This is a genomic window from Humibacter soli (genome assembly GCF_054779035.1).
Genome location: NZ_BAAGYX010000001.1, coordinates 2,311,656 through 2,335,688 on the forward strand (window position 1 = coordinate 2,311,656; position 24,033 = coordinate 2,335,688).

Sequence of the window (24,033 nt, forward strand, 5' to 3'; positions counted from 1 at the left end):
CGCGCTGAGAGCGCACACATCTGACAGGAGACCCGTGACCACGACCGCCGACGACCCGCTGACGGCCTCGGAGCCACGCCCAGCCGCCATGACGGGTCAATGGCTCGAGGGGTCCGACGGACAGCGCTGGTGGTTCGACTCCGGATGCCTGTGCCTCGACTTCGCCTACACCGGGCATCTGACCGGCGTGGCACCGTGGGGGGCCATCGGCGAACGACTGAGCACGCCGCACGACCTCGAGGCGTGGCTGCACGAGCGCTTCCCAGCCATCGACGCCACCTGCGCCGATCACGAGCTTCGGGATGCCGTGACGCTGCGCGATGCGATCGCCAACCTGACCTACGCAGCGTTGGGCCGGCATCCGTACGCCGCCCGCGACGTCGACATCGTGAACCTCTACGCGTCGACACCGGATCTGCCGCCCGCCCTCGCCGGCGGCAGCCGCCAGGCGGGCCGCACGCGCCCGCGCGCCACCCAGGCGCTCAGCGCCATCGCCCGCGACGCCGTCGCCGTCTTCGGTTCCGACGCCCGAGAGCGCATCAGGGAGTGCGGTGCAGGCGACTGCTCGATGGTCTACCTGGATGTTTCGCGCAGCCGCAACCGACGCTGGTGCTCCATGCAGCGGTGCGGGAATCGCGCCAAGGTGCGCGCGCACCGCGCACGACAGGCCGCCGGCGCCTAAGGGGCGGCGGAGCGGAGCCGGCCGACAGCATCCACGATGAGGTCGACGAGCGAGGCGAACTGCGCGTCGCGATCGCCGAAGATCTCGCCTCCAGCCTCGACGACCAACGGATGCTCCGCTTCGCCGACCCGCGCCGCACGCGTCGCCGGGTCGTACTGCTGGCGGTCGTCCGACTGAGCGACGGCTTGCTCCTCGATGCAGAACCCGACCACGAAGCTGCTCATCAGCGTGAAGGCACGGACCACCGCGGCGAGCGCGAAGCCCTGTGTCATCCATCGCCGGAGGCCGTCCTCCTGCTCGGCGAGCACGGAGGCATCCGTCATGTAGGTGCCGCTGAACGCCTTGGCGCCATCCCGATGCTCGAGCAGAGCCGCGCGCAGCACATCGGCGAAACGTCGCAGATCGGTTTCCCAGTCCGCTAGGCCGGATCCCGTAGCGAGCTCCGCGCCGATCCCGCGCCACACCTGCGTCGCCATCTCATCGAGCAGTTCGTTCTTGTCGCGCACGTGCCAGTAGAGCGCGGGCGCTTTGACGTCGAGCCGCGCTGCGAGCGCACGCACCGTGAGGCCGTCCATGCCGACCTCGTCGAGCAGGGCGAGCGCCTCGTTCGCGATGACCGCCTTGGTCAGCCCTTTCGCCATGATCGCCTCTCCGCCGTGACGGTGCGCCGGAACCGTCCTTGACAGCTTAACAACGTTAAGTGATGATCGAATTTAACAACGTTAAGGAGAATGATCATGAAGGCAGCAGTCGTGTATTCGGCCGGGTCCACCCCGCGGTTTGCGGACTTCGCGGAGCCGGGGCTCGACGCTCGGCACGAGCTCGTGTCGCTGGTCGCCACAGGCATCCACCCCATCGTGCGTGCCATGGCGACGGGCAAGCATTACGGGTCGCACGGGATCTTCCCCTCGATTCCCGGCGTAGACGCCGTCGCGCGTACCTCCGACGGCGCCCTGATCTACACCGGCTACGTCTCAGCTCCGTACGGCACATTGGCTGAGCGCTTCGCCGTGCCTGGAGGGATGCGGATCGAGTTGCCAGAAGGCGCGGACCCCGTTCAGGTGGCCGCGGGCATGAATCCGGGCCTGTCGTCGTGGATGCCTCTGCTCGCCCGCAGAGACGAGCTCGCACGCGCCGATGACGCCTCCGCGCTCGGCACTGTGCTCGTGCTCGGTGTCACAGGCACAGCGGGAATGCTCGCCGTTCAGAATGCATTCGCCCTCGGCGCGACTCGAGTGATCGGCGCAGGGCGCGACCCGGAAAGGCTCCTGCTCGCGGCGGAGCGCGGCGCGGAGACCCTTGCGCTGACTGGCGACCTCGACACCGACGCCGCTGCCATGCGGACGGTGCTCGACGGCCTCAACCCCTCCACGGTTCTCGACTTCGTCTGGGGCGAACCGGCCGAGGCCGCGTTCGATGCCCTTTCGCGCGCCGGTCTGGACGAGGACGAAGGTGACACCGCCTACATAGAGATCGGCCAGCTCGCCGGGCCGCGGGCATCGCTGCCTGCATCTCTTCTGCGCAGCACCCGCATCCGCATCTCGGGGTCCGGCGCGGGAAGCGGATCGGTTGCCGAGATCATGCGACAGCTGCCCGTCTATCTGGGCTTGATCACCGATGGCACCGTTCGGGTTCAGACCCGCACGTTCCCGCTCAGCGGGATCGGTGAGGCATGGACAGCCGCGTCGTTGTCCGGAGTGCGATCCGTCATCGTCCCCGGATGACGTCGACGCTCAGTCCTCTACCTGGACCTCTTTCCAGAACGCGACGTAGTCGCTGAAGTCCTTGCCGACCCGGTCGAACGCGGTCGGGTACGGCGTCGGGTAGCTCCACGCGCGGTCCTGCAGACGCTGGCCGCCCGCGTTCACGGTGAAGTACTGGCACTCGCCCTTCCATGGGCAGGTGTACGGGGTCGGGCTCTTCTCCAGTAGCTCGGATTTCACACTGGCCGGCGGAAAATACCAGTTGCCCTCTATCTTGATGAGGTCCTCGACGGGGGCCTCGGCGATGACGGTTCCGTTCACGACAGCTTTCACGGTTTCATCCCTTCCTTCGCTCTTGGCAAACGTCGCGCGAGCGGATGCAATTCCCTGATGTGCTGCGACTGGTCGATCGTATAGGCTGTGCTCGCTCGCGGCGATGCGCGCCGCGATTCGACCCCCAACGGAGTGTTACATGACCGATCCGCGCGCTGGATCTGAAAGCGAAGGCCCGGCAGCGCCGGCGGTCCTGAAGAGGAAGCGCTCCGGACTCCTGATCGGTCTGATCGGCGGCGGCGTGCTCGTGCTCGCCCTTCTTGTTGCCTGCGGGGTGTGGTTCGGCCTCGAGACGACAGCACACACGCCGCAGGCCGCGGCGGAGCCCTTCATGCGGGCGCTGGTCAAGGGCGATGTCGCAGGGGCACTGCAGGCCGGCAACATCGACGACACCAGTGTGCTCGTCACGCAGAAGGTCTATTCGCAGACGAAGGACCACATCACGGCGTTTTCCATCGCACGAGGAACGACCGGCTCCGCGACGGCGAGCGTCGTCGTCGGCTACAAGCTCGGCGGGCATCGCTACTCGGAGACGTTGCAGCTCAAGAACTCCGGCAAGGACATGCTCTTCTTCACCAAGTGGGTTCTCGAACCGGTGACCTTGCCGAGACTCGCCGTTGCCGTCGATGGACCCGACACCGCGTCCGTGCGAGTCAACAACGCGAGTATCGGCGTCGATCACGGCGGCAGCACTTCTCTCCCAGTGCTCCCCGGCCGCTACGACGTGGTGATGGCGACGAATGCCGACTACTCAGCGCCTGGCGAGAGCACCACGGTCACGAGCCTCGTCGGTTCCTCCAACTCGTCCGCACGGACTGTCACCCTGGCGGCCACCCTCACCGACACGGGCAAGAAGGCGGCGTCCGCCGCGGTGAACGCATGGGTGGCCGCGTGCGTCGCAAGCCCTGCACTCCAGCCGGCGGGCTGCAGCTTCGGGCTGATCAACGACTACCCGGGCATCCAACTGTCCAATCAGAAGTGGACGCTCGTCACGGCACCCACCTTCACGATCGGGGACTGGGGCAGCCACGGCTGGATCGTCGACACGACGGCGAAAGGATCGGCGACCTTCCTCGCGGATGCCTCGGCCTCCGACGGCAGCACGGGCACGTTCTTCTCCGAGGCACCGGTACCCGTGGCGGTCTCCGGTGAGATCACGGGCTTCGACAAGAGCGGGAACGCGATCTTCACCTCGGTCGACTGGTCTGGCAGGGCCTCGCTCCCGAGCGCCTGACCTACCGACGTCAGTTGAACGGGTTGCGGATCCCGACTCCGCCGAAGATCTGCCGGCCTCGAGCAGCTGGATGACCCGGAGACTCAGGCCTTCGCCGCTGCGCGCTCGGCGTCCACGTATGCGCCGTCGAACAGCACGGGAACCGTGGCGGACACATCGGTCTGGTAGGCGACCTCGACGTCGGCTCGCTGGTCGTCCTGCGCCAGTTCGACACCCGACACCGAGGCCGTGAACATGTGACGGATGCCGCGCGCCAAGCCCGTGTAAGCGGCGCACGCCGCGGCGGCCTCCGGGGAGCACGCGTCGATGCCCACCTTGCCGAGGGCGTCGATCACGGCGCCTGCCGTGAGGAGGTCTTCGACGGCGAACCGCACGGACTCGTCGGTGCGCACCTCTCCGGCCGCGACAACAGCGACCATCGCACGCTGGCCGATGCGGGTCTGGTAGTCGAGGATCCACCGAGCGACGGCCATGCGGTTGCGCAGGCTTGCCGCGACGACGGGCACCCCGTAAGTCTCAGCGAGCGCCGTCAGCCGCGATCCGTTCAGCGAGGGCACGACTGCCCGACGCGCGCCGAACTCGGCCACGTTCTGCTCGGTCATGCTCGACGGCGACAGGGAGACGCCCGGCGCACCGCGTCTGCCGGCGAGGCGGGCGTCACCGAAGTCGCCAGCGGCATCCGCTGCCTCCGCCTCGTGACGAACGCCGTCATACGGCTGCACTTCGAGGCCCAACGCGACGCCCATCTCCACCGTGGTGGTGAAGGAGATGGCGTCGACCACGACGATCACCCCGGCCGTCGGCGCGATGCCGCGCAGGCCATCCCTGCCCCAGTCGAAACGCACCTCGTAGTTCTGCTGCGTGGGGTCGTCTGGACTGAGCGGCGTCTTCACTCGGCCATCGTATCGGCGCGCCCATTGCGTGCTCGGCCGCGCGCTACGGCCTCACCATCGTCAGGCGTTGCGTCGGCCTCGTCATGGCGACGTAGAGGGCGGATGACCCACGCGGCGACTCCGCGACCACCCCGTCAGGATGCACGATGACGACCGAATCGAACTCGAGGCCCTTCGCATCCTGGGCGGTCAGCACAACGATCGGCTTGACGAGGCCGGCGGCCCCGCGTCCCGCGTCCACGCCGAAGCGCTGCGCGACGGCGTCGGCGATGTCGTCGGCAAGGTCGATCGGCACGATGACGGCGAGGGTTCCTGTGTCGTCGATGGCCCGGTCATCCTCGATCGCACCGACGGTCGCCGCGGCGAGCGCGTCGCTGGTCTCTGCTCGGCCCGCAGCCCGAACCTCGCGAACCGGCCAGTCGCCCTCGCGCACCGCCCGAGCAGGCGTGATCGGCAGGCCGGCGGCCCGCGCGAAGGCCTCCGCCTCGCGCGCGATCTGAGCAGGCGTGCGGTAGTTGACCGTGAGCTGCTCGAGACGCCAGTGGTTCTTGAAGAGAGGACCGATGGCATCCGCCCAGCTCCGGCCTCCGCCGGCGAGCGTCGATCGAGCGGATGACGACTGAGCGATGTCGCCGACGATGGTGAACGACTTCATCGGGCAACGCCTCACCAGCAGCCGCCACTGCATCGGGCTCAGCTCCTGAGCCTCGTCGACGACGACGTGCCCGTACGTCCAGGTGCGATCGGCGGCGGCGCGTTCCGCCGTGGTGAGTCCGTCGCCGTGCGTCGCCTCGTCGACGAGCTGCTCGGCGGTGACGAATCCGCCTGCGCCGGCGTCGGCGATGGCCGAGCGGGCCATCCTCAGGTCGCGCTTGCGCTGCTCCTTTGCACGCTGTTTGGATGCCTGATCCTGCGCCTCCGGCGCCTCGCCCAGCAGGTCGGCGGCCTCGTCGAGCAAGGGGATGTCGCTGATCGTGAGAGCGGCATCACGTGAACGACGCAGCAGCGACCGCTTCTCGTCGCTCCACTTCGGCGTCAACTCGGCGAGCCACTGCGGCCTCGCGTAGAGGTCGGCGAGAAGTTTCTGCGGGGTGAGCGGCAGCCATGCGGTGTTGAGGAGCACGCGCACGTCGTAGCTGGTGCGAACGTCTTCGCGCAGCACGACGAGGTCCTCATCGTCGAGGGTCCCGCCCCTCGCGCGCAGCTGATCTGCGAGCTGTGCGGTCAGCGCGGAGAGGGCCTGCTTCACGAAGACGACGCGGGCAAGATTGTGCGGCTTGCCGGTGCGCTGGGCGCGATGCAGGGCATCCGCGATCAGAGCGGGCTGCACGACGAGGCGCTCGCCGGTGACCTCGACGGTGGATGCCTCAGCAGGCACCTTCTGACGGGATTCGACAGCGGTGCGGAGGAGGGTCGTCATCTGCTTGGAGCCCTTGAGCTGGGCCGTCGCAGGGGGGTCGTCCGTGTCGGCGGACACCCCCGGGTAGAGCTCGCCGAGGCTCTGCATCACCACGCCGGTCTCGCCGAGCGATGGCAGCACCTCCTCGATGTAGGTGAGGAAGGCGCGCGTCGGGCCGACGACGAGCACGCCGGAGGTCTCGAGTTTCTGCCTGTGCGCGTAGAGGAGGTAGGCGGCGCGGTGCAGTGCCACAGCGGTCTTGCCGGTTCCAGGTCCGCCCTGCACCACGAGCGCGTCGCGCAGTTCGCTGCGGATGATCGCGTCCTGTTCAGCCTGGATCGTCGCCACGATGTCGTTCATGCGGCCGGTGCGCTGAGCGACGAGCGCCGCCATCAGCGCGGCGTCGCCCGATACCTCGTCCGGACGTTCACCGGCCTCGGCCAGCAGGTGGGTGTCGAAGAGCTCGTCATCCACCCGAAGCACCTCGCGGTCGCGCATGGTGAGGCGTCGTCGTGCCGCGACGCCGAGCGGGTTGGCGGCGGTCGCCTGGTAGAAGGCGCTGGCCTGCGGGGCACGCCAGTCGAGCAGCACGGTGTGCTCGTCGTCGTCGCGCAGCCCGATGCGTCCGACGTACCTCAGCCGCGGGTCGCGAAGCGGGTCGGCCGCGCCGGCGGCGGGAGCCTCCAGCTGCAGTCGGCCGAACACCAGCCGCGGGTCGACGTCGCGAAGCTGCAGAATGCGGTCTTCGTAGAGGCGGGCATAGGCATCCCGCTCGCTTCGGGCCTGGTGCGTGCCGCCCGCGGTCTGCCTGCGTACGGCAGCGAGCCGCTGCGCCGTGTCGTCGCGAAGACGATCGAGAAGGCGATACAGACCAGCTACAACATGGCGTTCACGATCGAGTTCCGAATCGTTCACGCGACCCCCGTTCGACGCCAGGACCAACAAGCTTAGTCGGCGGGCCCCTGCTCAGACCTGTGAGCCGAGCCAAGGACAGCCTGCTAATCTGAGTCATCTTGCGGTCCCGCTGACGGGATCCGCCTGCGTCGTCAGAGCGCATCACCCGGTGCACGCCGCCCAGAATCACCATGTGGCCGCGGCACGAAGATTCTTTCTCACGGCGAACGGATGCGCCGACCGGCGCCTTCGCCATTGTTCGATCCTGTCCGTCGCGCCCGCGACGACAGGCTGCCTCGGAAAGGCACCCCCATGACCTCTTTCTCCTCCCTCGGCGTGCCCGCGCCGCTCGTGACCGTTCTGGCCGCGGACGGCAAGAGCGAGCCGTTCCCGATCCAGGCCGACACGCTTCCCGACACCCTCGCCGGGCGCGATGTGCTCGGTCGCGGCAAGACCGGCTCGGGCAAGACCATCGCCTTCGCGCTCCCGATCGCGGCCCGCCTCGGCACCCGTCTGGCCGGCGGACGTCGCAGGGCCGGGCATCCGCTCGCCCTCGTGCTCGCCCCCACCCGGGAGCTTGCCACGCAGATCGCGGCGACCCTCGAGCCCCTCGGCGCTGCATACGACCTCAGCACCACCACGGTGTTCGGAGGCGTCAGCCAGAAGCGCCAGGTCGACGCGCTGAACGCGGGTGTCGACATCCTCGTCGCCTGCCCCGGCCGTCTCGAAGACCTGATGAAGCAGGGCTTCGTCTCTCTCGACGCCGTCGAGATCACCGTGCTCGACGAGGCCGACCACATGGCCGACCTCGGATTCCTGCCCGTCGTCACGCGCATCCTCGACAAGACGCCGACGGATGGCCAGCGACTGCTGTTCTCGGCGACGCTCGACAACGGCGTCGACAAGCTCGTGAAGCGGTTCCTGCACTCGCCGGTGCTGCACTCGGTGGATGACGAGACGAGCCACGTCGATCGGATGACCCACCACGTGTTCGAGGTCGACTCGGTCGACAGCAAGAACGACCTCGTGCGTGCGCTCGCCTCCGGCAAGGGTCGCAGCATCCTCTTCATGCGCACGAAGCACCACGCCAAGCGTCTCGCGAAGAAGCTCACGGATTCCGGCATCCCGGCCGTCGACCTGCACGGCAACCTGTCGCAGCCGCAGCGCGACCGCAACCTCGCGGCGTTCGGCGACGGTGGCGTGCGCGTCATGGTGGCGACGGATGTCGCGGCCCGCGGAGTGCACATCGACGACGTCGAGCTCGTGGTGCACGTCGACCCGCCGATGGAGCACAAGGCGTACCTGCACCGTTCGGGCCGCACCGCACGGGCCGGTGCGACGGGCGACGTGGTGACGATCTCACTGCCCGAGCAGCGTCGCGACCTGCGCGACGTTCTGCGTAAGGCCGCGATCAGCGTCACTCCCGTTCAGGTGACGGCGACCTCGGCCGAGGTGACGACGCTCGTCGGGGAGCCGGCGGCGTACGTGAAGCCGGCGCCGCGTCAGGCGGTCAACGGTGGCGGGCGGCCCCAGGGCGGCTCGCAGGGCGGGCGCGGTTCGCGCAACACGACGCGCTCCGACCGCGGCAACGGCGGTTCAGGTTCCGGTGATTCGAGCACTCGCGGCACGCGCGGTCGCGGGCGCAGTCGCTCGCAGGGACGCGACGGTCAGGGCGTGGATGTGCAGGGTCGCGGTTCCGAAGGTCGCAGCACCCAAGGTCGTTCGGCCCAGGGTCGCTCGGCCCAGGGCCGCCCCACGGAGGCACGCGGCAACCAGGGTCGCAGTACCGAGACACGCGGCAATCAGAGTCGCTCGACCCAGGCGCGCGGCGCGCAGGGCACGCAGAGCAGCCAGGGCGCTCGCGGAGGCAGCCAGGGCGGCCGCAGTGGTCGACCGATCCGCGTCGGCGACGTCGTTCGACCCAACGCAGGCACCTCCCGTGGCAACGGAAGCCGTCGCGCCCGCGGCTGACACCGACTACTGACACCGACACGCGAAGGCCGGGCGGAATGACGCCGCACCGGCCTTCGCGTGTGCCCGGACTCAGCCCTGAGCCAGCTCGGCGACCGGCTGCCACTCCTCCCAGGTCGCGAGGCGCGACGCGTAGTCGGCCTTCGCGATCGAGAGCGGACCGGTGCCGAAGAACACCCGCAGCGGCGGCTGCTCGGCGTCGACGACCCTGAGGATCGCTTCACCCGAAGCGGCGGCATCCCCCGGCGTGCCGTTGCGCTGCTTGCGGCCCTCCTGAACGGCACTGTGCACGTCGGCGTAATCCGGCAGCTCGGCGGAGTGCTTCGACGACGACCCCGCCCAGTCCGTGGCGAACGCTGCGGGCTCGACGAGCGTCACGTGGATGCCGAACGGCGCCACCTCCTGCGCGAGCGCCTGGCTGAATCCCTCGAGCGCCCACTTCGACGCGTTGTAGATGCCGACGAGCGGGAACGCCGAGATGCCACCGATCGACGACACCTGGATGATGTGTCCGGAGCCCTGTTCCCGAAGGAACGGCAACGCCGCCTGGGTCACCCAGAGCGCGCCGAACAGGTTGGTGTCCAGCTGGGCGCGCGCCTCGCGCTCTGTCACCTCTTCGATGAATCCGAAGTGGCCGTAGCCCGCGTTGTTCACGACGATGTCGAGCCGACCGAAGTGCTCGTGAGCCGCTCGAACCGCGGCGAAGTCCGCCTCGCGATCATCCACATCGAGTTGAAGGGGCAGCACGCGGTCGCCGTACTTCTCCACCAGCTCGTCGAGTGATGAGGCGTCGCGCGCGGTCGCCGCTACCCGGTCGCCGCGCTCGAGCGCGGCTTCGGCCCACACGCGACCGAAGCCGCGCGAGGTACCCGTGATGAACCAGACCTTGTTGTTCTCGTCAGCCATGCTCCAACGCTATTGCGCTGGCCGCGAGTGCGTCGGCACCGGTCTGGCGACTCAGCTGCGGTGCGCTCGGTAGTACTCCAGCAGGGCTCGGGTCGAGGCATCCTGTGCAGCGAGCGCGTCCGTGTCGCCCTCGATCGCCGGCGCGATCTGCAGTGCGAGCTGCTTGCCGAGCTCGACACCCCACTGGTCGAACGAGTTGATGCCCCACACGACACCCTGTGTGAAGGTGATGTGCTCATAGAGCGCGATGAGCTCGCCAAGCACGCGGGGCGTGAGTGCTGGCGCGAAGATGGATGTCGTCGGCCGGTTCCCCGCGAACGTGCGCGCAGCGACGAGCGGTCCGGTTGTGCCCTCCGCCTCGACCTCTTCGGCCGTCTTGCCGAAGGCGAGCGCTTTGGTCTGGGCTAGGAAGTTGGCGAGGAACAGTCCGTGAACGTCGCGCCCGGCATCCGACAGCGGGTAGGCGGGGTTCGCGAACGCGATGAAATCGGCGGGGATGAGGCGCGTCCCCTGGTGGATCAGCTGGTAGAACGCGTGCTGACCGTTCGTTCCGGGCTCACCCCAGAAGACTTCGCCGGTCGTGGTCGTGACGGGAGAGCCATCCCATCGCACCGACTTGCCGTTCGACTCCATCGTGAGCTGCTGCAGGTAAGCGGGGAAGCGGTGGAGCTGCTGCGCGTACGGCAGCACGGCGTGCGACTGTGCGCCAAGCAGGTTCGAGTACCAGACGTTGAGCAGGCCCATCAGGACGGGCACGTTGCGCTCGAGCGGGGTCGTGCGCACATGCTCGTCGACGGCGTGGAAGCCGGCCAGGAAGTCTGTGAAGTTCTGCGGGCCCAGCGCGATCGCCAGCGACGTTCCGATCGCAGAGTCGACCGAGTAGCGACCGCCGACCCAGTCCCAGAATCCGAACGCGTTCTGCGGGTCGATGCCGAAGGCCGACACCTTGTCGAGCGCCGTCGACACGGCGATGAAGTGGTGGGCGACGGCATCCTTCTTGCTCTGCTCGTCGTCGCCGATCGCGCCGGAAGCTGCCAGGCCCTCCCACAGCCAGTCGCGGGCGAGCCGCGCGTTGGTCAGCGTCTCCAGGGTCGTGAACGTCTTCGACGCGACGATGAAGAGTGTGGTCTCCGGGTCGAGGTCTGCGGTCTTCTGCGCGAGGTCGGTCGGGTCGATGTTCGAGATGAAGCGGGCCTCGATGCCGGCATCCGCGTAGGGCTTCAGCGCTTCGTAGACCATGACGGGGCCGAGGTCGGACCCTCCGATGCCGATGTTCACCACGGTGGCGACCCGCTTGCCCGTGACGCCGCTCCACTCGCCGGAGCGCACCCGTTCGGCGAACGCTGCGATGCGGTCGAGCACCTCCTGAACGTCGTAATCGACGTGTTGGCCGTCGACGACGAGCTCGGGCGAGACATCCCTCGGCCTGCGCAGCGCGGTGTGCAGCACGGCGCGGTCCTCGGTGGTGTTGATGTGCTCACCCGCGAGCATCTCGCCGAACCGCTCGGCGACGCCGACCTGCTCTGCGAGGCGCAGGAGGGAAGCCAGGATGCCGTCGGTCACCAGGTTCTTGGAGAGATCGACGTGCAGGTCGGCGAGCGTGAAGCTCAGGCGCTCGACACGACCGGCGTCCGCGGCGAACCAGCCGCGCAGATCGGGCGCGAAGGCGCTGCGGTGGGCTTCGAGCTCGGCCCAGGCGGACGTGGTGGTGGCGTCGACGGGTGCGTTCACAGCCTCCACGCTATCGGCGATTGAGCCTTGGCGGGACGAGCTTGCTCGTATCGCCACGGCGATTGAGTCGGTGAGCCGCGTCAGCGGCGATAGTGGCGATGTCGCTGGTCGAGTAGCGCCGACCGCAGGCCGACGCGCATCGAGACCCTGACGGCACGGGTCTCGATACGCGTGTCGTCGGCGCGCAACTCGACCAGCGTGGGGCGGCGAGCTCAGGCGGTCTTCATCACGGTCGCGGTGAAGTTCTGCACCCTGGAGAGAAGAGCTGCTCCGCGCTCGGCGATGTGCTCGGACGACTGCGCGTGCGGCGGCGTGATGCGGATGAGCAGCGAGCACGCGAGATCTTCGCAGATGTACGAGCCGATGGTGTTGCCGTTGCGGCCCGCCTCGCCAGCGCGCGGCGCGCTGAACATGCGCACCTGGGTCGCCGGTTGTGACGAGTGGCAGAACGAGCACATCGCAGCGATGCCCGGCCGCAGGCCACCTGTCGCCGCACGCACGAGGATGCCGGTCGGTCGGCCATCCATCCAGTGCACGATGTAACCGAGACGGGATGCCTGGGGGTCGCGCCAACCGAGGTACTCGCGCTCGTCCCACAGGGTCTCGTGGATGCCGGGAATGGGCAGCCGCTCGACCTGCTCGGTGGTGGCGTTCACGAACGACGAGCGGATGTCATCCTCGGTCAGCGGCTTCACGCGGTTCCCTCCACGAAGTGTGCGGCCACGATGTGCGACGGCGATCTTGCGAGCGGCGATCGCGGCGATACGGGTGTGCTCGGCACGACCGCAACAGCTTAACCACGGGTCACCGATAACGCAGTGCACTCCTTGTTATCGTCCCTGTTGTGGATGAGGGGGAAGCATCCGTCACGGTGCGACGCGCGACCGTCGCCGACGCGCGCGGCATCGCAAGGGTGCACGTGCGCTCATGGCGGGAGGCCTACGTGCACGTGTTCTCGGCTCACCTGCTGGAGACCCTGGATGTCGACACCCGAGCCGCACGCTGGAAACGCACCATCGGCGACGGTGTTCGGGTCTGGGTGGCCGAGTCCCGCGGCAAAGTCGTCGGCTGGGCGTCCGCGGGAACCGCACGGGACGAGGACGGTCCGGCGCCGGTCGAGCTGATGGGCATCTATGTGCTGCGCGATCACTACGGAGGCGGAGCGGGGCAACGGCTGCTTGATGCCGCACTGGGCGACTCCGCGGCGTACCTGTGGGTGCTCGCCGACAACCCTCGCGCACAGGCGTTCTACCGACGCAACGGCTTCGCGCCTGACGGCGCCGCGAAGGTGGACACCTTCGGTGGAGAGCCGGCGCACGAGGTGCGGATGGTGCGGCCCGTCCGCACGCAGTGACGGGTTCTGCCTAGGGAAGCACGCCGACGGAAGCGAGTGCTGCTCTGACCAGGGCGCCTCGTCCGCCCTCCAGTTCGGCGGCTACCTGCGGGGAGGCGGCCTCGGCGGGTGAGAGCCAGGTGAGCTCGAGGGCGTCTTGCCGCGGCTCCGTCGTGCCGGTGACGGGAACGACGTAGGCGAGCGAGACCGCGTGTTGCCGGTCATCCGTGAACGCCGAAACACCGGGGATCGGGAAGTACTCGGCGACCATGAACGGCACAGGACTGGCCGGAAGCTGCGGGAAGGCCATCGGCCCGAGGTCTTTCTCGAGGTGCCGGAAGAGCGCGTCACGCAGCGTCTCGCCGTACATCACGCGGCCGGAGACCACCGTTCGCGTGATCTCGCCGACGGCGTTCGCTCGCAGTAGGAGCCCGACCTCGATGACCTGACCGAGCCCGTCGACGCGAACCGGAACCGCCTCGACGTAGAGAATGGGCAATCGGTGCCGTGCCTGCTCCAGCTCGATGTCGCTGAGCCAGCCCGGTCCCACGCCGGGCAGTGTGCCGTCGTCGAAGGCCGAACCGTCGAATGGTCCGCCGAAGGATCCATCGCCCAGAGGCCCGGAGTCCTCCGGATCGGGATCGGGAGTTCGCACCGCCATGGGTTGATCATACGGATGACCCGTGGCCGGACATCCGCACCGCACGACGATGTGGACGAGCGGCGAGGTGCCCGACCTGTGGACGCTCGGTCACTGGTCCAGGATCCGTCAGCCGGCGAGCCCCTCGACGATCAGGGTGCTCAGCTCGTCTGGCTTGGTGTATTGCGGCCAGTGCCCGGTCGGCAGGTCGACGAGACGCAACGAGCGGAGGTGACCGGTGTCGCCGAGCCAGGCGACATCCCGAGCGATCAGATCGCGCATGTCGCTGCTCGGCATCGTCGACAGGATGATGGTGGCAGGCACCTCGAGGCGCCGCTCGTCGCTCACGTGCAGCGGGTCGACCGCGGCGTGAGCCGGCGAGATGTGGGCGTGGGATGCGATCTCGTCTCCCAGCTCCGGCGTGATGTCGCGCACGTCGTTCTCGTCGAAGGCGTCCCACCCGGGGAACGGCATGTCGGCGTCGTCGTACGGCAGGTCGTCGTTGACGATCGACCCCTCGCCGCCTGGCCAGCTGTCGACGTAGACCACGCGCTCGACGCGGTCGGGACGCCGGTCGATCGCACCGTGCGCCACTAGGGCACCGCCGCTGTGCGCGACGAGCCCGACCTTCTCGCCGGCGGGCACGTCGTCGATGAGCCGCACGACGTAGTCGATGTGGGTGTCGAGGGTGATCCCGGAGCGGTCGGCGGCATCCGACTCGAGTCCGGGCATCGTGAGCGGATGCGCGTCGTGGCCGGCCGCTTCGACCGCAGGGGTCACGCCCTCCCACGACGATGCGTCGAGCCAGAGTCCTGGAATGAGAAAGGTATGCATGCGGCCGACGATAGCCATGGCCACCGTCGTTCGTACCGGATTTCGGAGATTCGCGGCGACTCGCCGACGCCGCACCGCGACTCGCCGGCGACGCAGGCGAATCTCCGAAACTCGGCACCCTCATCTGCGACACAACAGCCTCATACCTTAGCCGCCCATGGGGAGGTGAAGACGGTGTCGGTGGTTTGTGTTCAGATGAGACGGTGACAGACGTGCTCGACCGCTTCTCCCCCGCCACGCGCGCGTGGTTCGAGGGCGCGTTCGACGCACCGACCAGCGCCCAGCTCGGTGCATGGGATGCCATCTCCCGCGGCGAGCACACCCTCGTGATCGCTCCCACCGGGTCTGGCAAGACGCTGGCGTCGTTCCTCTGGTCGATCGACCGGCTGATGCACGAGAGCGCTGTGGGGCCGACACCCGCCGAGCCGAGGGCCTCGGAGCCGAAAGCCATCCCGCGCACGCGCGTGCTCTACATCTCCCCCCTCAAGGCCCTCGGCGTCGATGTCGAGCGCAACCTTCGGTCGCCCCTCGTCGGCATCACGCAGACCGCGAAGCGGCTCGGCGCCGAACCGCCGCACGTGACGGTGGGGGTGCGCAGCGGCGACACCCCGGCGAACGACCGGCGCGCGCTGCTGTCGAAGCCGCCGGACATCCTGATCACGACCCCCGAGTCCCTCTTCCTCATGCTCACCTCGCAGGCACGCGAGACGCTGGCAGAGGTGCAGACGGTCATCGTCGACGAGGTGCACGCGGTCGCTGCGACCAAGCGCGGCGCGCACCTGGCCGTCTCGCTCGAGCGGCTCGACGCCATGCTGCCGAAGCCTGCTCAGCGCATCGGGTTGTCGGCGACAGTGCGTCCGCCCGAGGAGGTCGCGCGCTTCCTCGGCGGCCGCAGTCCCGTGACGATCGTCGCGCCGCCCTCGCAGAAACGCTTCGATCTCAAGGTCATCGTGCCTGTTGAGGACATGCGCGACCTGAGCCCCGCTGCCCACGAAGACGACTCGAGTCCGGCAGGTGGGTCGATCTGGCCGCACGTCGAGGAGGCGATCGTCGACAGGGTGCTGGAGCACCGGTCGTCCATCGTGTTCGCCAACTCTCGCAGGCTCGCCGAGCGGCTGACGGCGCGCATGAACGAGATCTACGAGGAACGGTTGCTGGATGCCTCCGAACGCGATCACCAGCCCGGCGACCCCGTTCCCGTCGGACAGGTTCTCGACGAGCTCGGAACCCGACGTGCGACACGCGCGCCGGCCGAGCTGATCGGTGCAAGCGGGCAGACGAAGGCGAGTCGTGCCGGGGCATCCGTCGATCCGTTTGCTGTCCGTGCGACGGTCGAGCAACGCAGGCAGCCCCGGGAATGGACCGCCGAAAGCACGGCCGGCGACGAACATGCCGACTCGGGCATATTGGCGCGTGCGCACCACGGCTCGGTGAGCAAGGAGCAGCGTGCTGTCATCGAGGATGACCTGAAGAGCGGTCGCCTGCGATGCGTCGTCGCCACCAGCAGTCTCGAGCTGGGAATCGACATGGGCGAGGTAGACCTCGTCGTGCAGGTGGAGGCTCCGCCGTCCGTGGCGTCCGGCCTGCAGCGTGTCGGCCGCGCCGGTCACCAGGTGGGCGAAGTGTCGAAGGGAGTGATGTTCCCGAAGCATCGCTCCGATCTGATCAACTCCGCGGTCGCGAGCGAGCGCATGGTCACGGGCCTCATCGAGAAGCTGCGGGTTCCCGCGAACCCCCTCGACATCCTGGCGCAGCAGACCATCGCTGCCACCGCCCTCGACCCTGTCGACGTCGACGAGTGGTTCGACACCGTGCGTCGCAGCGCGCCCTTCGCGACTCTCCCCCGCAGCGCGTTCGACGCCACGCTCGACCTCATCGCTGGCCGCTATCCGAGTGATGAGTTCGCCGAGCTGCGTCCGCGCGTCGTGTGGGACCGCGACCGGGGCATCCTGACCGGGCGGCCCGGCGCGCAGCGGCTGGCGGTGACCAGCGGCGGGACCATCCCCGACCGCGGACTCTTCGGCGTGTACATGGTCGGGTCGACCGACGAGACCAACCCAGCGAAGGGCGGCCGCCGCGTCGGCGAACTCGACGAGGAGATGGTCTACGAGTCCCGGGTCGGCGACGTGTTCGCGCTCGGGGCGACGAGCTGGCGCATCCAGGAGATCACGCACGACCGCGTTCTCGTGAGCCCGGCGTTCGGCGAACCCGGCCGGCTGCCGTTCTGGAAGGGCGACGGCATCGGGCGTCCGGCAGAGCTGGGTGAAGCGGTCGGCGGGTTCGTGCGTGAGGTCGCCGCGGCGTCCGAGAAGGATGCCCGTGCCCGCACCGCGAACGCGGGCCTCGACGAGTTCGCCACGGGCAACCTGCTGGCCTACCTCGACGAGCAGAAGAAGGCGACAGGCCACCTCCCCACCGACCGCACGCTCGTTGCCGAGCGCTTCAGGGACGAGCTCGGCGACTGGCGGATCGTGCTGCATTCCCCGTACGGCATGCAAGTGCACGCCCCATGGGCTCTCGCGGTCGCTGCGCGTGTGAGGGAGCGGCTGAATGTCGAGGGCTCGTGCATCGCCAGCGACGATGGCATCGTGGTGCGCATCCCCGACACCGAGGCCGAGCCCCCTGGAGCCGACCTCTTCGTCTTCGAATCGGACGAGCTCGAGCAGATCGTGACCGACGAGGTCGGCGGCTCGGCACTGTTCGCGTCTCGCTTCCGCGAGTGCGCAGCACGTGCACTGCTCCTCCCGAAGTACAACCCGGGCAGACGTTCGCCGCTGTGGCAGCAACGCCAGAAGGCGGCCCAGCTTCTGGATGTCGCACGTCGGCACCCTCAGTTCCCGATCATCCTCGAGACCATGCGCGAGTGCCTGCAAGACGTGTACGACCTGCCCGCGCTGCGCACGGTCGCAGCGCGGATCGCGAGCAGAGACATCCGCATCATCGAGGTCGGTACAGAAGAGGCGTCGCCCTTCGCCCGTTCGCTGCTGTTCGGATATGTCGCCGCCTTCATGTACGAGGGCGACTCTCCGCTGGCCGAGCGCCGCGCCGCGGCCCTGTCCGTGGATGCATCGCTGCTCTCCGAGCTGCTCGGCCGCGCCGAGCTGCGAGAGCTGCTCGACCCGGCCGTGATCGAAAGGGTGGAGCGGGAGGTGCAACGGCTGACGCCGGAGCGCAGGATGTTCGGCCTCGAGGGAGCAGCAGACCTTCTGCGGCTGCTCGGCCCCCTCACCGTCGACGAGGTCGCCCAACGCTGGTCCCTGGAGCGTGGCGATCACGAAGCCGACACCCCGGCCGCGCCGTCTCCTCAACCAGCGGGACAAGTGCGCTCCACCCTCGACGAGCTCGTCGCGGCGAAGCGCGCGCTTCGGGTCATCATCGCCGGCGCCGAGCATTACGCAGCGGTCGAAGACGCCTCCCGGCTGCGCGATGCCCTCGGCGTGCCGCTCCCGATCGGCGTCCCGACGGCGTTCATCGAGCCCGTCGTCGACCCGCTCGGCGACCTGCTCAGTCGATACGCCCGCACCCACGGTCCGTTCACGGTCCCCGAGGCGGCATCCCGATTCGGCCTCGGCGCGGTCGTCGCACACGACGCCCTCCGACGCCTTGCGCAAGACCGTCGCGTCACAGAAGGCGAGTTCCGACCGAACGCCAGCGGCACCGAGTGGTGCGACTCCGAGGTGCTGCGCAGGCTCCGCCGCATGTCGCTCGCTGCACTGCGGCACGAGGTGGAGCCCGTCGATCCGAAGACCTTCGCACGATTCCTTCCCCAGTGGCAGCACGTCGGCGGTGGTCTGCGCGGTGTGGATGCCGTCGCATCGGTCATCGAGCAACTCGCCGGCGCTCGTGTCCCGGCGTCGGCGTGGGAGAGCCTGATCCTGCCTTCGCGTGTCGCCGACTATGCGCCCACCATGCTCGACGAGCTCACGGCGAGCGGCGAGGTGCTCTGGAGCGGCAGCGGATCGCTGCCCGGCAATGACGGATGGGTGAGTTTGCACCTCGCAGACAGCGCCGCCCTCACCATGATCCCGCCGCCCGAGCATGCGACCGACGAGTTGCAGCGCGAGGTGCTCTCGGCGCTCGGTGCTGGGGGCGCGTTCTTCTTCCGTCAGCTATCGGACGCGGTCGGCTCGCTCGACGACGCCGCCCTCACTACCGCGTTGTGGGATCTCGTCTGGGCCGGCCTTGTCACCAACGACACGTTCGCTCCGTTGCGCGCGCTCACCGGGGGAAGCGGTGCGCACAAGCCCCAACGCGCAACGCCGCGTGGTCGGATGCGCGCACCGCGCGGCTACGGACGACCGACGTTCGCGGACGGTCTCCGAGCGGCATCGGCGCGCTCCGGCCCGCCCACGACCGCGGGAAGGTGGTCCATCCTTCCCCTCCCCCTGTCGAACTCCGAACCCGACGCGACGGTCCGAGCCAAAGCCGCAGCGGAGACCCTGCTCGAGCGGTACGGCGTCGTGACGCGCGGATCCGTGATGGCCGAGAACCAGCCGGGCGGCTTCGCCCTCGCCTACCGGGTGCTCAGCGGATTCGAGGAGTCCGGCCGCGCCCGTCGTGGCTACTTCGTCGAGACGCTGGGAGCAGCCCAGTTCTCCACCGGCGCGACCGTTGATCGCCTGCGCACCTTCACGCTCGACAGCACACTCGAGCCGCCGCGCGCCGCGATCGCGCTTGCCGCCACCGACCCGGCGAACCCGTACGGTGGGGCACTGCCCTGGCCACAGGCATCGGCCTCGGGCGGCGCCGTGTCGGCAACCGGACACCGCCCAGGGCGCAAGGCGGGCGCGATCGTCGTGCTCGTCGACGGCGCCTTGGTGCTCTACGTCGAGCGCGGCGGAAAGACCACGCTTCTCTTCGACCACGCGGAGGAGGTGATGGCTCCAGCGGCGAGGGCGCTGGCCGACGTCATCCATCGGGGTCGCATGTCGACACTGACCATCGAGACCGTCGGCGGCGACTTCGTGCTCGGCACGCCCTTCGGAGAGGCACTCACCGCGGCCGGGTTCAACCCGACGCCGCGTGGCCTGAGGTTGCGCTCGTGAGCCTCGTCGCAGCCGGGCCGGCGCGCTTTCGATGCGGTCGTAGCGGAGAGCCGCGGTGATGGATGCCTGAGGGTGACACCGTCTACCAGCAGGCACGGATGCTCCACCGGGCACTCGCCGGGCAGGTGCTGACCCGTTGCGATCTGCGGGTTCCGGCGTTCGCCACCGTCGACCTCAGCGGACAGCTCGTTCACGAGGTCGTCAGCCGCGGCAAGCACCTGCTCATCCGGGTAGGACAGCAGACCATCCACAGCCATCTGAAGATGGAAGGCGAGTGGCGCGTCTACGAGCCCGGCCAGCCGTGGCGCCGACCGGCGTTCCAGGCCAGGGCGGTGCTCGGCACGGCGCAGGCGCAGGCGGTCGGCTTCGAGCTGGGTCTGCTCGAGGTGGTCCCGACAGCGCGCGAGGTGGATGTCGTCGGCTATCTGGGCCCCGATCTGCTCGGTCCCGACTGGGATGAGCGCGAGGCGGTTCGGCGTCTTGCGGAACATCCCGACGTTCCGATCGCCGTCGCGCTGCTCGACCAGCGCAACCTCGCCGGCCTCGGCAACGAGTACGTCAACGAGGTCTGCTTCGTGCGCGGCACGCTGCCCACTCGCCCCGTGCGCGAGGTCGACCTGCCGAGGACCGTCGCGTTGGCGCACCGCATGATCGTGGCGAACAAAGACCGCGTCATCCGCTCGACTACTGGAGAGACGAGGCGTGGTCGCACGTCGTACGTGCACCGCCGAGAGGGGATGCCATGCCGCCGCTGCGGAACGCCGGTCGAGCACTTACGGTTGGGGCGTAACGAGCTCGAGCTGCGCGACACGTGGTTCTGCCCGACCTGCCAGAGCTAGCAGCCTCCGCGGCGCGACCAACCCGACTGCGGCCCCTCACACCGCGCGAGCACCCCACATGCGACGAGCCACCACCGTGCCGCGGAGCCACCACCGAATCTGCGTGGTTACGGTGGTGGCTCGTCGGTTGGGTGGTGGCTCGCGGGTTGAGTGGTGGCTCGCCGGTCGAGTGCGGGGTTGGGGCGTGGTGGCTCGCGGGGAGTCAGGTGCTCGCGGGCGAGCCACCACTGGGGTGGAGCGGGATCAGGCGGCGGGGCCGGAACCCAACGTCGCCGTCACATTGTTCGACGAACCGTTGCCGTCGGTGTAGGTGATCTGCACCTTCTGGCCCGGCTTGAACTGTGACAGCGCTGTCGTCAGGTCGCTGGAAGACGAGATGGCGTTGCCGTTCACCGCGGTGATGGTGTCGCCGGCCTGCAGACCGGCGTTCGCCGCTGCCGTGCCGTCGATGACCTGCGAGATCTGAGCACCAGCGACGCTCGAGGAGTAGCCGTTGCCCGAGCCGTCGCTGTAGCCGAAGCTGTTGCTGCTGCCGCTGCCGTCACCGAAGCCGAAGCCGTTCGATCCGTCGCCGAGGCCCCCGTTCGACCCGTCGGACGAGCCGCCCGTCGAGCTGTCGGCGCCGACCTCGACGCCGAGGAAGGCGGGGAGACCGATGGTGATGGTGGAGCTCGCATTGCCGTTGTCGATCTGGTGGGCGATGCTCAGGGCATCCTCGATCGGGATGGCGTAGCCGTCGGGAGTCGACGAGCCGGACGATGCGGCGGTGTCGATGCCGATGATCTTGCCGTTCGAGTTGAACATCGGTCCGCCGGAGTCGCCGGCCTGGATGTCGGCGTCGGTCTCGATCAGCCCGTTCAGGGTCTCGGAGGCGACGGCGTCCTCAGCCTGCGTCGTGATGGTCTTGTCGGTGCCGGTGATGCTGCCGCTCGCCGAGGTGAGGGTGCCGGTTCCGCCTGCGTTGCCGACGGCGGTGACGTTGTCGCCGACCGAGACGTTGCCGCTCGCGTCGAGGGGGGCGGTCGTCAGACCGGAAGCGCCCTCGAGCTTGAGCACGGCGACGTCATCCGTTGCGTCGGTGCCGACCACGTCTGCCGTGTAGCTCTTGCCGGTGGAGGCGACGGTCACCTTGATGCTGGTGGAGCCCTCGACAACGTGGTTGTTGGTGAGGATCTCGCCGTTCGAGGTGAGGACGATGCCCGTTCCGGCAGCCTGTGCGCCCTGGTACTGCAGCACGGTGTCGATGAGCACGACGCCCTTCGCCTCGTTCGCGGTCGCAACGGGGCCCGTTGAGCCGGATCCGCTCTGACCCGACTGGTCGCCGTTGGAGCCGCCGTTCGAACCGCCGAACGGGTCGGTGCCCGTCGAGCCGCCGAAGGGATCGGTGGTCGAGCCGTTGGACGACCCGTTGCCCGACCCGGTGTAGGGGTTGTAGCCGGCACGCTGGTTCGAGCTGTGCGAGGCCGACGCCGAGGACAGGGCCGAAGCCACTGTGTTCACGGCTGTGTAGCTCAGGGCCGCCCCTCCGGCGGTGAAGATCGCGGTCGCTGCAGCGCCGGCAACGATCCAACCGGCCAGGTGCCGGCGCTGTTTCTGGTTGCTCATGACAAGTCCTGTTCTGATGTGATGGTCCGTGTTCGACGGCCTTGGTGCCGTGGTCGATTGCTCAAGTGGACCGTGCTCACGCGGAAAACCTCTTTGACTCCTCCATGTAAAAGCTATGAATGGTGAGCCCCAGCTGGGAGTTCACTGGATGCACTGCACTGGGTCGTCCATCGCGCCCAATTGCGTGAAGCCAGAACAAATTGGGCAGACTGGGTCTGCGTCCAGCGTCGGGACGCATGCAGCAGAAGCGAAGGAGCTTGCCCGTGACCCTGCGCAGCCAGGACTGGTACGGCGGCGAAGGCCGCGACCCCTACATCCATCGCGCGTGGATGCGCCGCGGCATCCCCTCGGACGCCTTCGGCGGCAAGCGCCCCCAGATCGCGATCGCGAACACCGGTGGCGACCTCGTGCCGTGCAACATGCACCTCGGCGAGGTCGCTCAGTACGTGAAGAACGGTGTGTACGAGGCAGGCGGCATCCCGCTGGAGCTCCCCGTGATGGGTCTCGGTGAGACGCTGGTCAAGCCGACAGCCATGCTGTGGCGCAACCTCGCCGCGATGCAGGTCGAGGAGATGCTGCGCGCCAACCCGGTCGATGCCGTCGTGCTGCTCGGCGGCTGCGACAAGACCATTCCCGCGCTGCTGATGGGTGCGGCATCCGTCGACATCCCCGCCGTGGTCGTGCCCGGCGGACCGATGCTCAACGGTCACTTCCGCGGGGAGCTGCTCGGATGCGGCACCGGGGTGTGGCAACTCAGCGAGGAGGTGCGCGCCGGCACCCTCAGTGAGGCCGAGTTCGAGCGCTCCGAGTCATCGATGATCCGCTCGAAGGGTCACTGCAACACGATGGGCACGGCCTCGACGATGGGGCTCGTGGCCGAGGCGCTCGGCATGACGATCCCGGGAGTCGCCGGCACCCCGGCCCCCGACAGCCGCCTGCTCGAAGCCTCCCATGCGACCGGTCGCCTCGCCGTCGAGCTGGTGCGCCAGGACCGTCGCATCTCGACGGTCATCACGAAGGAGTCCTTCCACAACGCGATCGTCGCGCTGGCCGCGATCGGCGGATCGACGAACGCCGTCGTTCACCTTCTCGCGATCGCCGGAAGGCTCGGCATCGATCTGACGCTCGACGACTTCGACAGCATCGGCAAGGACGTGCCGCTGCTCGTCAACCTTCAGCCGGCCGGCGAGTACCTCATGGAGGACCTCTTCCGTGCCGGCGGCTTCCTCGCCGTGCTCGACCAGGTGCAGGACCTGCTCGACCCGTCGGCGCAGACCGTGATGGGCGCGGCACTCACCGAGTTCCTGGGCGACCACCCGGTGTGGGACCGCGACGTGATCTCGTTGCGGGAAGACCCGCTGCAGGATGACGCAGGAATCGCCGTGCTGCGTGGCAATCTCGCCACGCGAGGCGCCATCATCAAGCCGGCGGCCGCGACCCCCGGACTGCTGGTGCACCGGGGCAAGGCAGTGGTCTTCGACTCGATCGAGGACTTCCACGCCCGTATCGACGACCCCGACCTGGAGGTCGACGCCGACTCGGTGCTCGTGCTGCGTGGCTGCGGCCCGAAGGGATATCCGGGCATGCCCGAGGTCGCGAACCTTCCCCTCCCGGCCAAACTCCTCAAGCAGGGCGTGCGCGACATGGTGCGGGTCTGCGACGGACGCATGTCGGGCACGGCATACGGCACGGTGGTGCTGCATGTCGCGCCGGAGGCTGCAGCGGGCGGAACCCTCGGGCTCGTCCGCGACGGCGACATCATCTCGCTCGACGTGCCGAACCGTAGCCTGCAGCTCGAGCTGGATGACACCGAGCTCGCCGCTCGCAAGCCGCCGTTCCGCGAGACCGGGGCCTTCGCCAACCCGGAACGCGGCTGGCAGCGGCTCTACATCGACCACGTGCAGGGCGCCGACACCGGCGCGGACCTCGACTTCCTGGTCGGCTCCAGCGGCTCCACGGTGACGCGCGAATCGCACTGAGCCCACCCCTAC

Annotated in this window: 18 protein-coding genes; 8 read left to right on the forward strand and 10 right to left on the reverse strand. The window is 68.7% G+C overall.

What is annotated here, in order from left to right; genetic code table 11:
* The first annotated feature begins 34 nt into the window (after window positions 1–34).
* Window positions 35–682, forward strand: coding sequence for a CGNR zinc finger domain-containing protein (locus ACYVDN_RS10695; protein WP_460571215.1), 648 nt, complete (start codon window positions 35–37; stop codon window positions 680–682).
* Here the strand turns inward: ACYVDN_RS10695 and ACYVDN_RS10700 are convergent.
* A complete protein-coding gene (locus tag ACYVDN_RS10700; RefSeq protein WP_460571217.1) occupies window positions 679–1,323 on the reverse strand; it encodes a TetR family transcriptional regulator in 645 nt (214 codons plus the stop codon). The two genes, ACYVDN_RS10695 and ACYVDN_RS10700, sit on opposite strands and share 4 nt — an antisense overlap.
* 96 nt (window positions 1,324–1,419) lie before the next feature.
* Between ACYVDN_RS10700 and ACYVDN_RS10705 the strand changes: the two genes are divergently transcribed.
* Complete coding sequence (locus ACYVDN_RS10705) at window positions 1,420–2,406, forward strand: hypothetical protein (RefSeq protein ID WP_460571219.1); 987 nt, start codon at window positions 1,420–1,422, stop codon at window positions 2,404–2,406.
* Window positions 2,407–2,415: 9 nt separating this feature from the next.
* On the opposite strand, the gene ACYVDN_RS10710 is transcribed toward ACYVDN_RS10705, so the two are convergent.
* The gene (locus ACYVDN_RS10710) at window positions 2,416–2,718 is read right to left on the reverse strand and encodes a DUF427 domain-containing protein (RefSeq protein ID WP_460571221.1); all 303 of its coding nucleotides are present in this window, start codon (window positions 2,716–2,718) and stop codon (window positions 2,416–2,418) included.
* Between the two features lie 139 nt (window positions 2,719–2,857).
* Between ACYVDN_RS10710 and ACYVDN_RS10715 the strand changes: the two genes are divergently transcribed.
* Entirely contained in the window at window positions 2,858–3,952 is a 1,095-nt protein-coding gene (locus ACYVDN_RS10715) for a zinc ribbon domain-containing protein (protein ID WP_460571223.1), read from the forward strand.
* A gap of 83 nt (window positions 3,953–4,035) precedes the next feature.
* Here ACYVDN_RS10715 and ACYVDN_RS10720 read toward each other — a convergent pair whose 3' ends face one another.
* Window positions 4,036–4,845 carry a 2-phosphosulfolactate phosphatase gene (locus tag ACYVDN_RS10720; protein WP_460571225.1) on the reverse strand — a complete coding sequence of 270 codons (810 nt, stop codon included), beginning with the start codon at window positions 4,843–4,845 and terminating at the stop codon, window positions 4,036–4,038.
* 43 nt (window positions 4,846–4,888) lie between these two features.
* The gene (locus tag ACYVDN_RS10725; RefSeq protein WP_460571227.1) at window positions 4,889–7,159 is read right to left on the reverse strand and encodes a HelD family protein; all 2,271 of its coding nucleotides are present in this window, start codon (window positions 7,157–7,159) and stop codon (window positions 4,889–4,891) included.
* 291 nt (window positions 7,160–7,450) lie between these two features.
* On the opposite strand from ACYVDN_RS10725, the gene ACYVDN_RS10730 reads away from it, so the two are divergent.
* The gene (locus tag ACYVDN_RS10730; RefSeq protein ID WP_460571229.1) at window positions 7,451–9,109 is read left to right on the forward strand and encodes a DEAD/DEAH box helicase; all 1,659 of its coding nucleotides are present in this window, start codon (window positions 7,451–7,453) and stop codon (window positions 9,107–9,109) included.
* A 72-nt stretch (window positions 9,110–9,181) separates the two neighbouring features.
* Here ACYVDN_RS10730 and ACYVDN_RS10735 read toward each other — a convergent pair whose 3' ends face one another.
* The 3 genes from ACYVDN_RS10735 to ACYVDN_RS10745 all read right to left on the reverse strand — a co-directional run bounded on the left by ACYVDN_RS10735 (window position 9,182) and on the right by ACYVDN_RS10745 (window position 12,441).
* On the reverse strand, window positions 9,182–10,015 hold the full coding sequence (locus ACYVDN_RS10735; protein ID WP_460571231.1) for an SDR family oxidoreductase: 834 nt from the start codon (window positions 10,013–10,015) through the stop codon (window positions 9,182–9,184).
* A gap of 51 nt (window positions 10,016–10,066) precedes the next feature.
* Window positions 10,067–11,746, reverse strand: a complete 1,680-nt coding sequence (pgi, locus tag ACYVDN_RS10740; RefSeq protein WP_460571233.1) for a glucose-6-phosphate isomerase — start codon at window positions 11,744–11,746, stop codon at window positions 10,067–10,069.
* Window positions 11,747–11,958: 212 nt separating this feature from the next.
* Window positions 11,959–12,441, reverse strand: coding sequence for an FBP domain-containing protein (locus tag ACYVDN_RS10745; protein ID WP_460571235.1), 483 nt, complete (start codon window positions 12,439–12,441; stop codon window positions 11,959–11,961).
* Between the two features lie 149 nt (window positions 12,442–12,590).
* Between ACYVDN_RS10745 and ACYVDN_RS10750 the strand changes: the two genes are divergently transcribed.
* Window positions 12,591–13,100 (forward strand): GNAT family N-acetyltransferase, encoded by a 510-nt coding sequence (locus ACYVDN_RS10750; RefSeq protein ID WP_460571237.1) that lies wholly within the window; start codon window positions 12,591–12,593, stop codon window positions 13,098–13,100.
* Window positions 13,101–13,110: 10 nt separating this feature from the next.
* On the opposite strand, the gene ACYVDN_RS10755 is transcribed toward ACYVDN_RS10750, so the two are convergent.
* Window positions 13,111–13,740 (reverse strand): NUDIX hydrolase family protein, encoded by a 630-nt coding sequence (locus ACYVDN_RS10755; protein WP_460571239.1) that lies wholly within the window; start codon window positions 13,738–13,740, stop codon window positions 13,111–13,113.
* 108 nt (window positions 13,741–13,848) lie between these two features.
* On the reverse strand, window positions 13,849–14,553 hold the full coding sequence (locus tag ACYVDN_RS10760; protein WP_460571241.1) for an alpha/beta fold hydrolase: 705 nt from the start codon (window positions 14,551–14,553) through the stop codon (window positions 13,849–13,851).
* Between the two features lie 203 nt (window positions 14,554–14,756).
* Between ACYVDN_RS10760 and ACYVDN_RS10765 the strand changes: the two genes are divergently transcribed.
* A complete protein-coding gene (locus ACYVDN_RS10765; RefSeq protein WP_460571243.1) occupies window positions 14,757–19,598 on the forward strand; it encodes a DEAD/DEAH box helicase family protein in 4,842 nt (1,613 codons plus the stop codon).
* Window positions 19,599–19,660: 62 nt separating this feature from the next.
* Window positions 19,661–20,437 (forward strand): DNA-formamidopyrimidine glycosylase family protein, encoded by a 777-nt coding sequence (locus tag ACYVDN_RS10770; RefSeq protein ID WP_460571245.1) that lies wholly within the window; start codon window positions 19,661–19,663, stop codon window positions 20,435–20,437.
* Window positions 20,438–20,680: 243 nt separating this feature from the next.
* Here the strand turns inward: ACYVDN_RS10770 and ACYVDN_RS10775 are convergent, their stop codons facing one another.
* A complete protein-coding gene (locus tag ACYVDN_RS10775) occupies window positions 20,681–22,042 on the reverse strand; it encodes a S1C family serine protease (RefSeq protein ID WP_460571247.1) in 1,362 nt (453 codons plus the stop codon).
* A 263-nt stretch (window positions 22,043–22,305) separates the two neighbouring features.
* On the opposite strand from ACYVDN_RS10775, the gene ACYVDN_RS10780 reads away from it, so the two are divergent.
* Window positions 22,306–24,021 carry an IlvD/Edd family dehydratase gene (locus ACYVDN_RS10780; protein WP_460571249.1) on the forward strand — a complete coding sequence of 572 codons (1,716 nt, stop codon included), beginning with the start codon at window positions 22,306–22,308 and terminating at the stop codon, window positions 24,019–24,021.
* Window positions 24,022–24,033 lie beyond the last annotated feature (12 nt).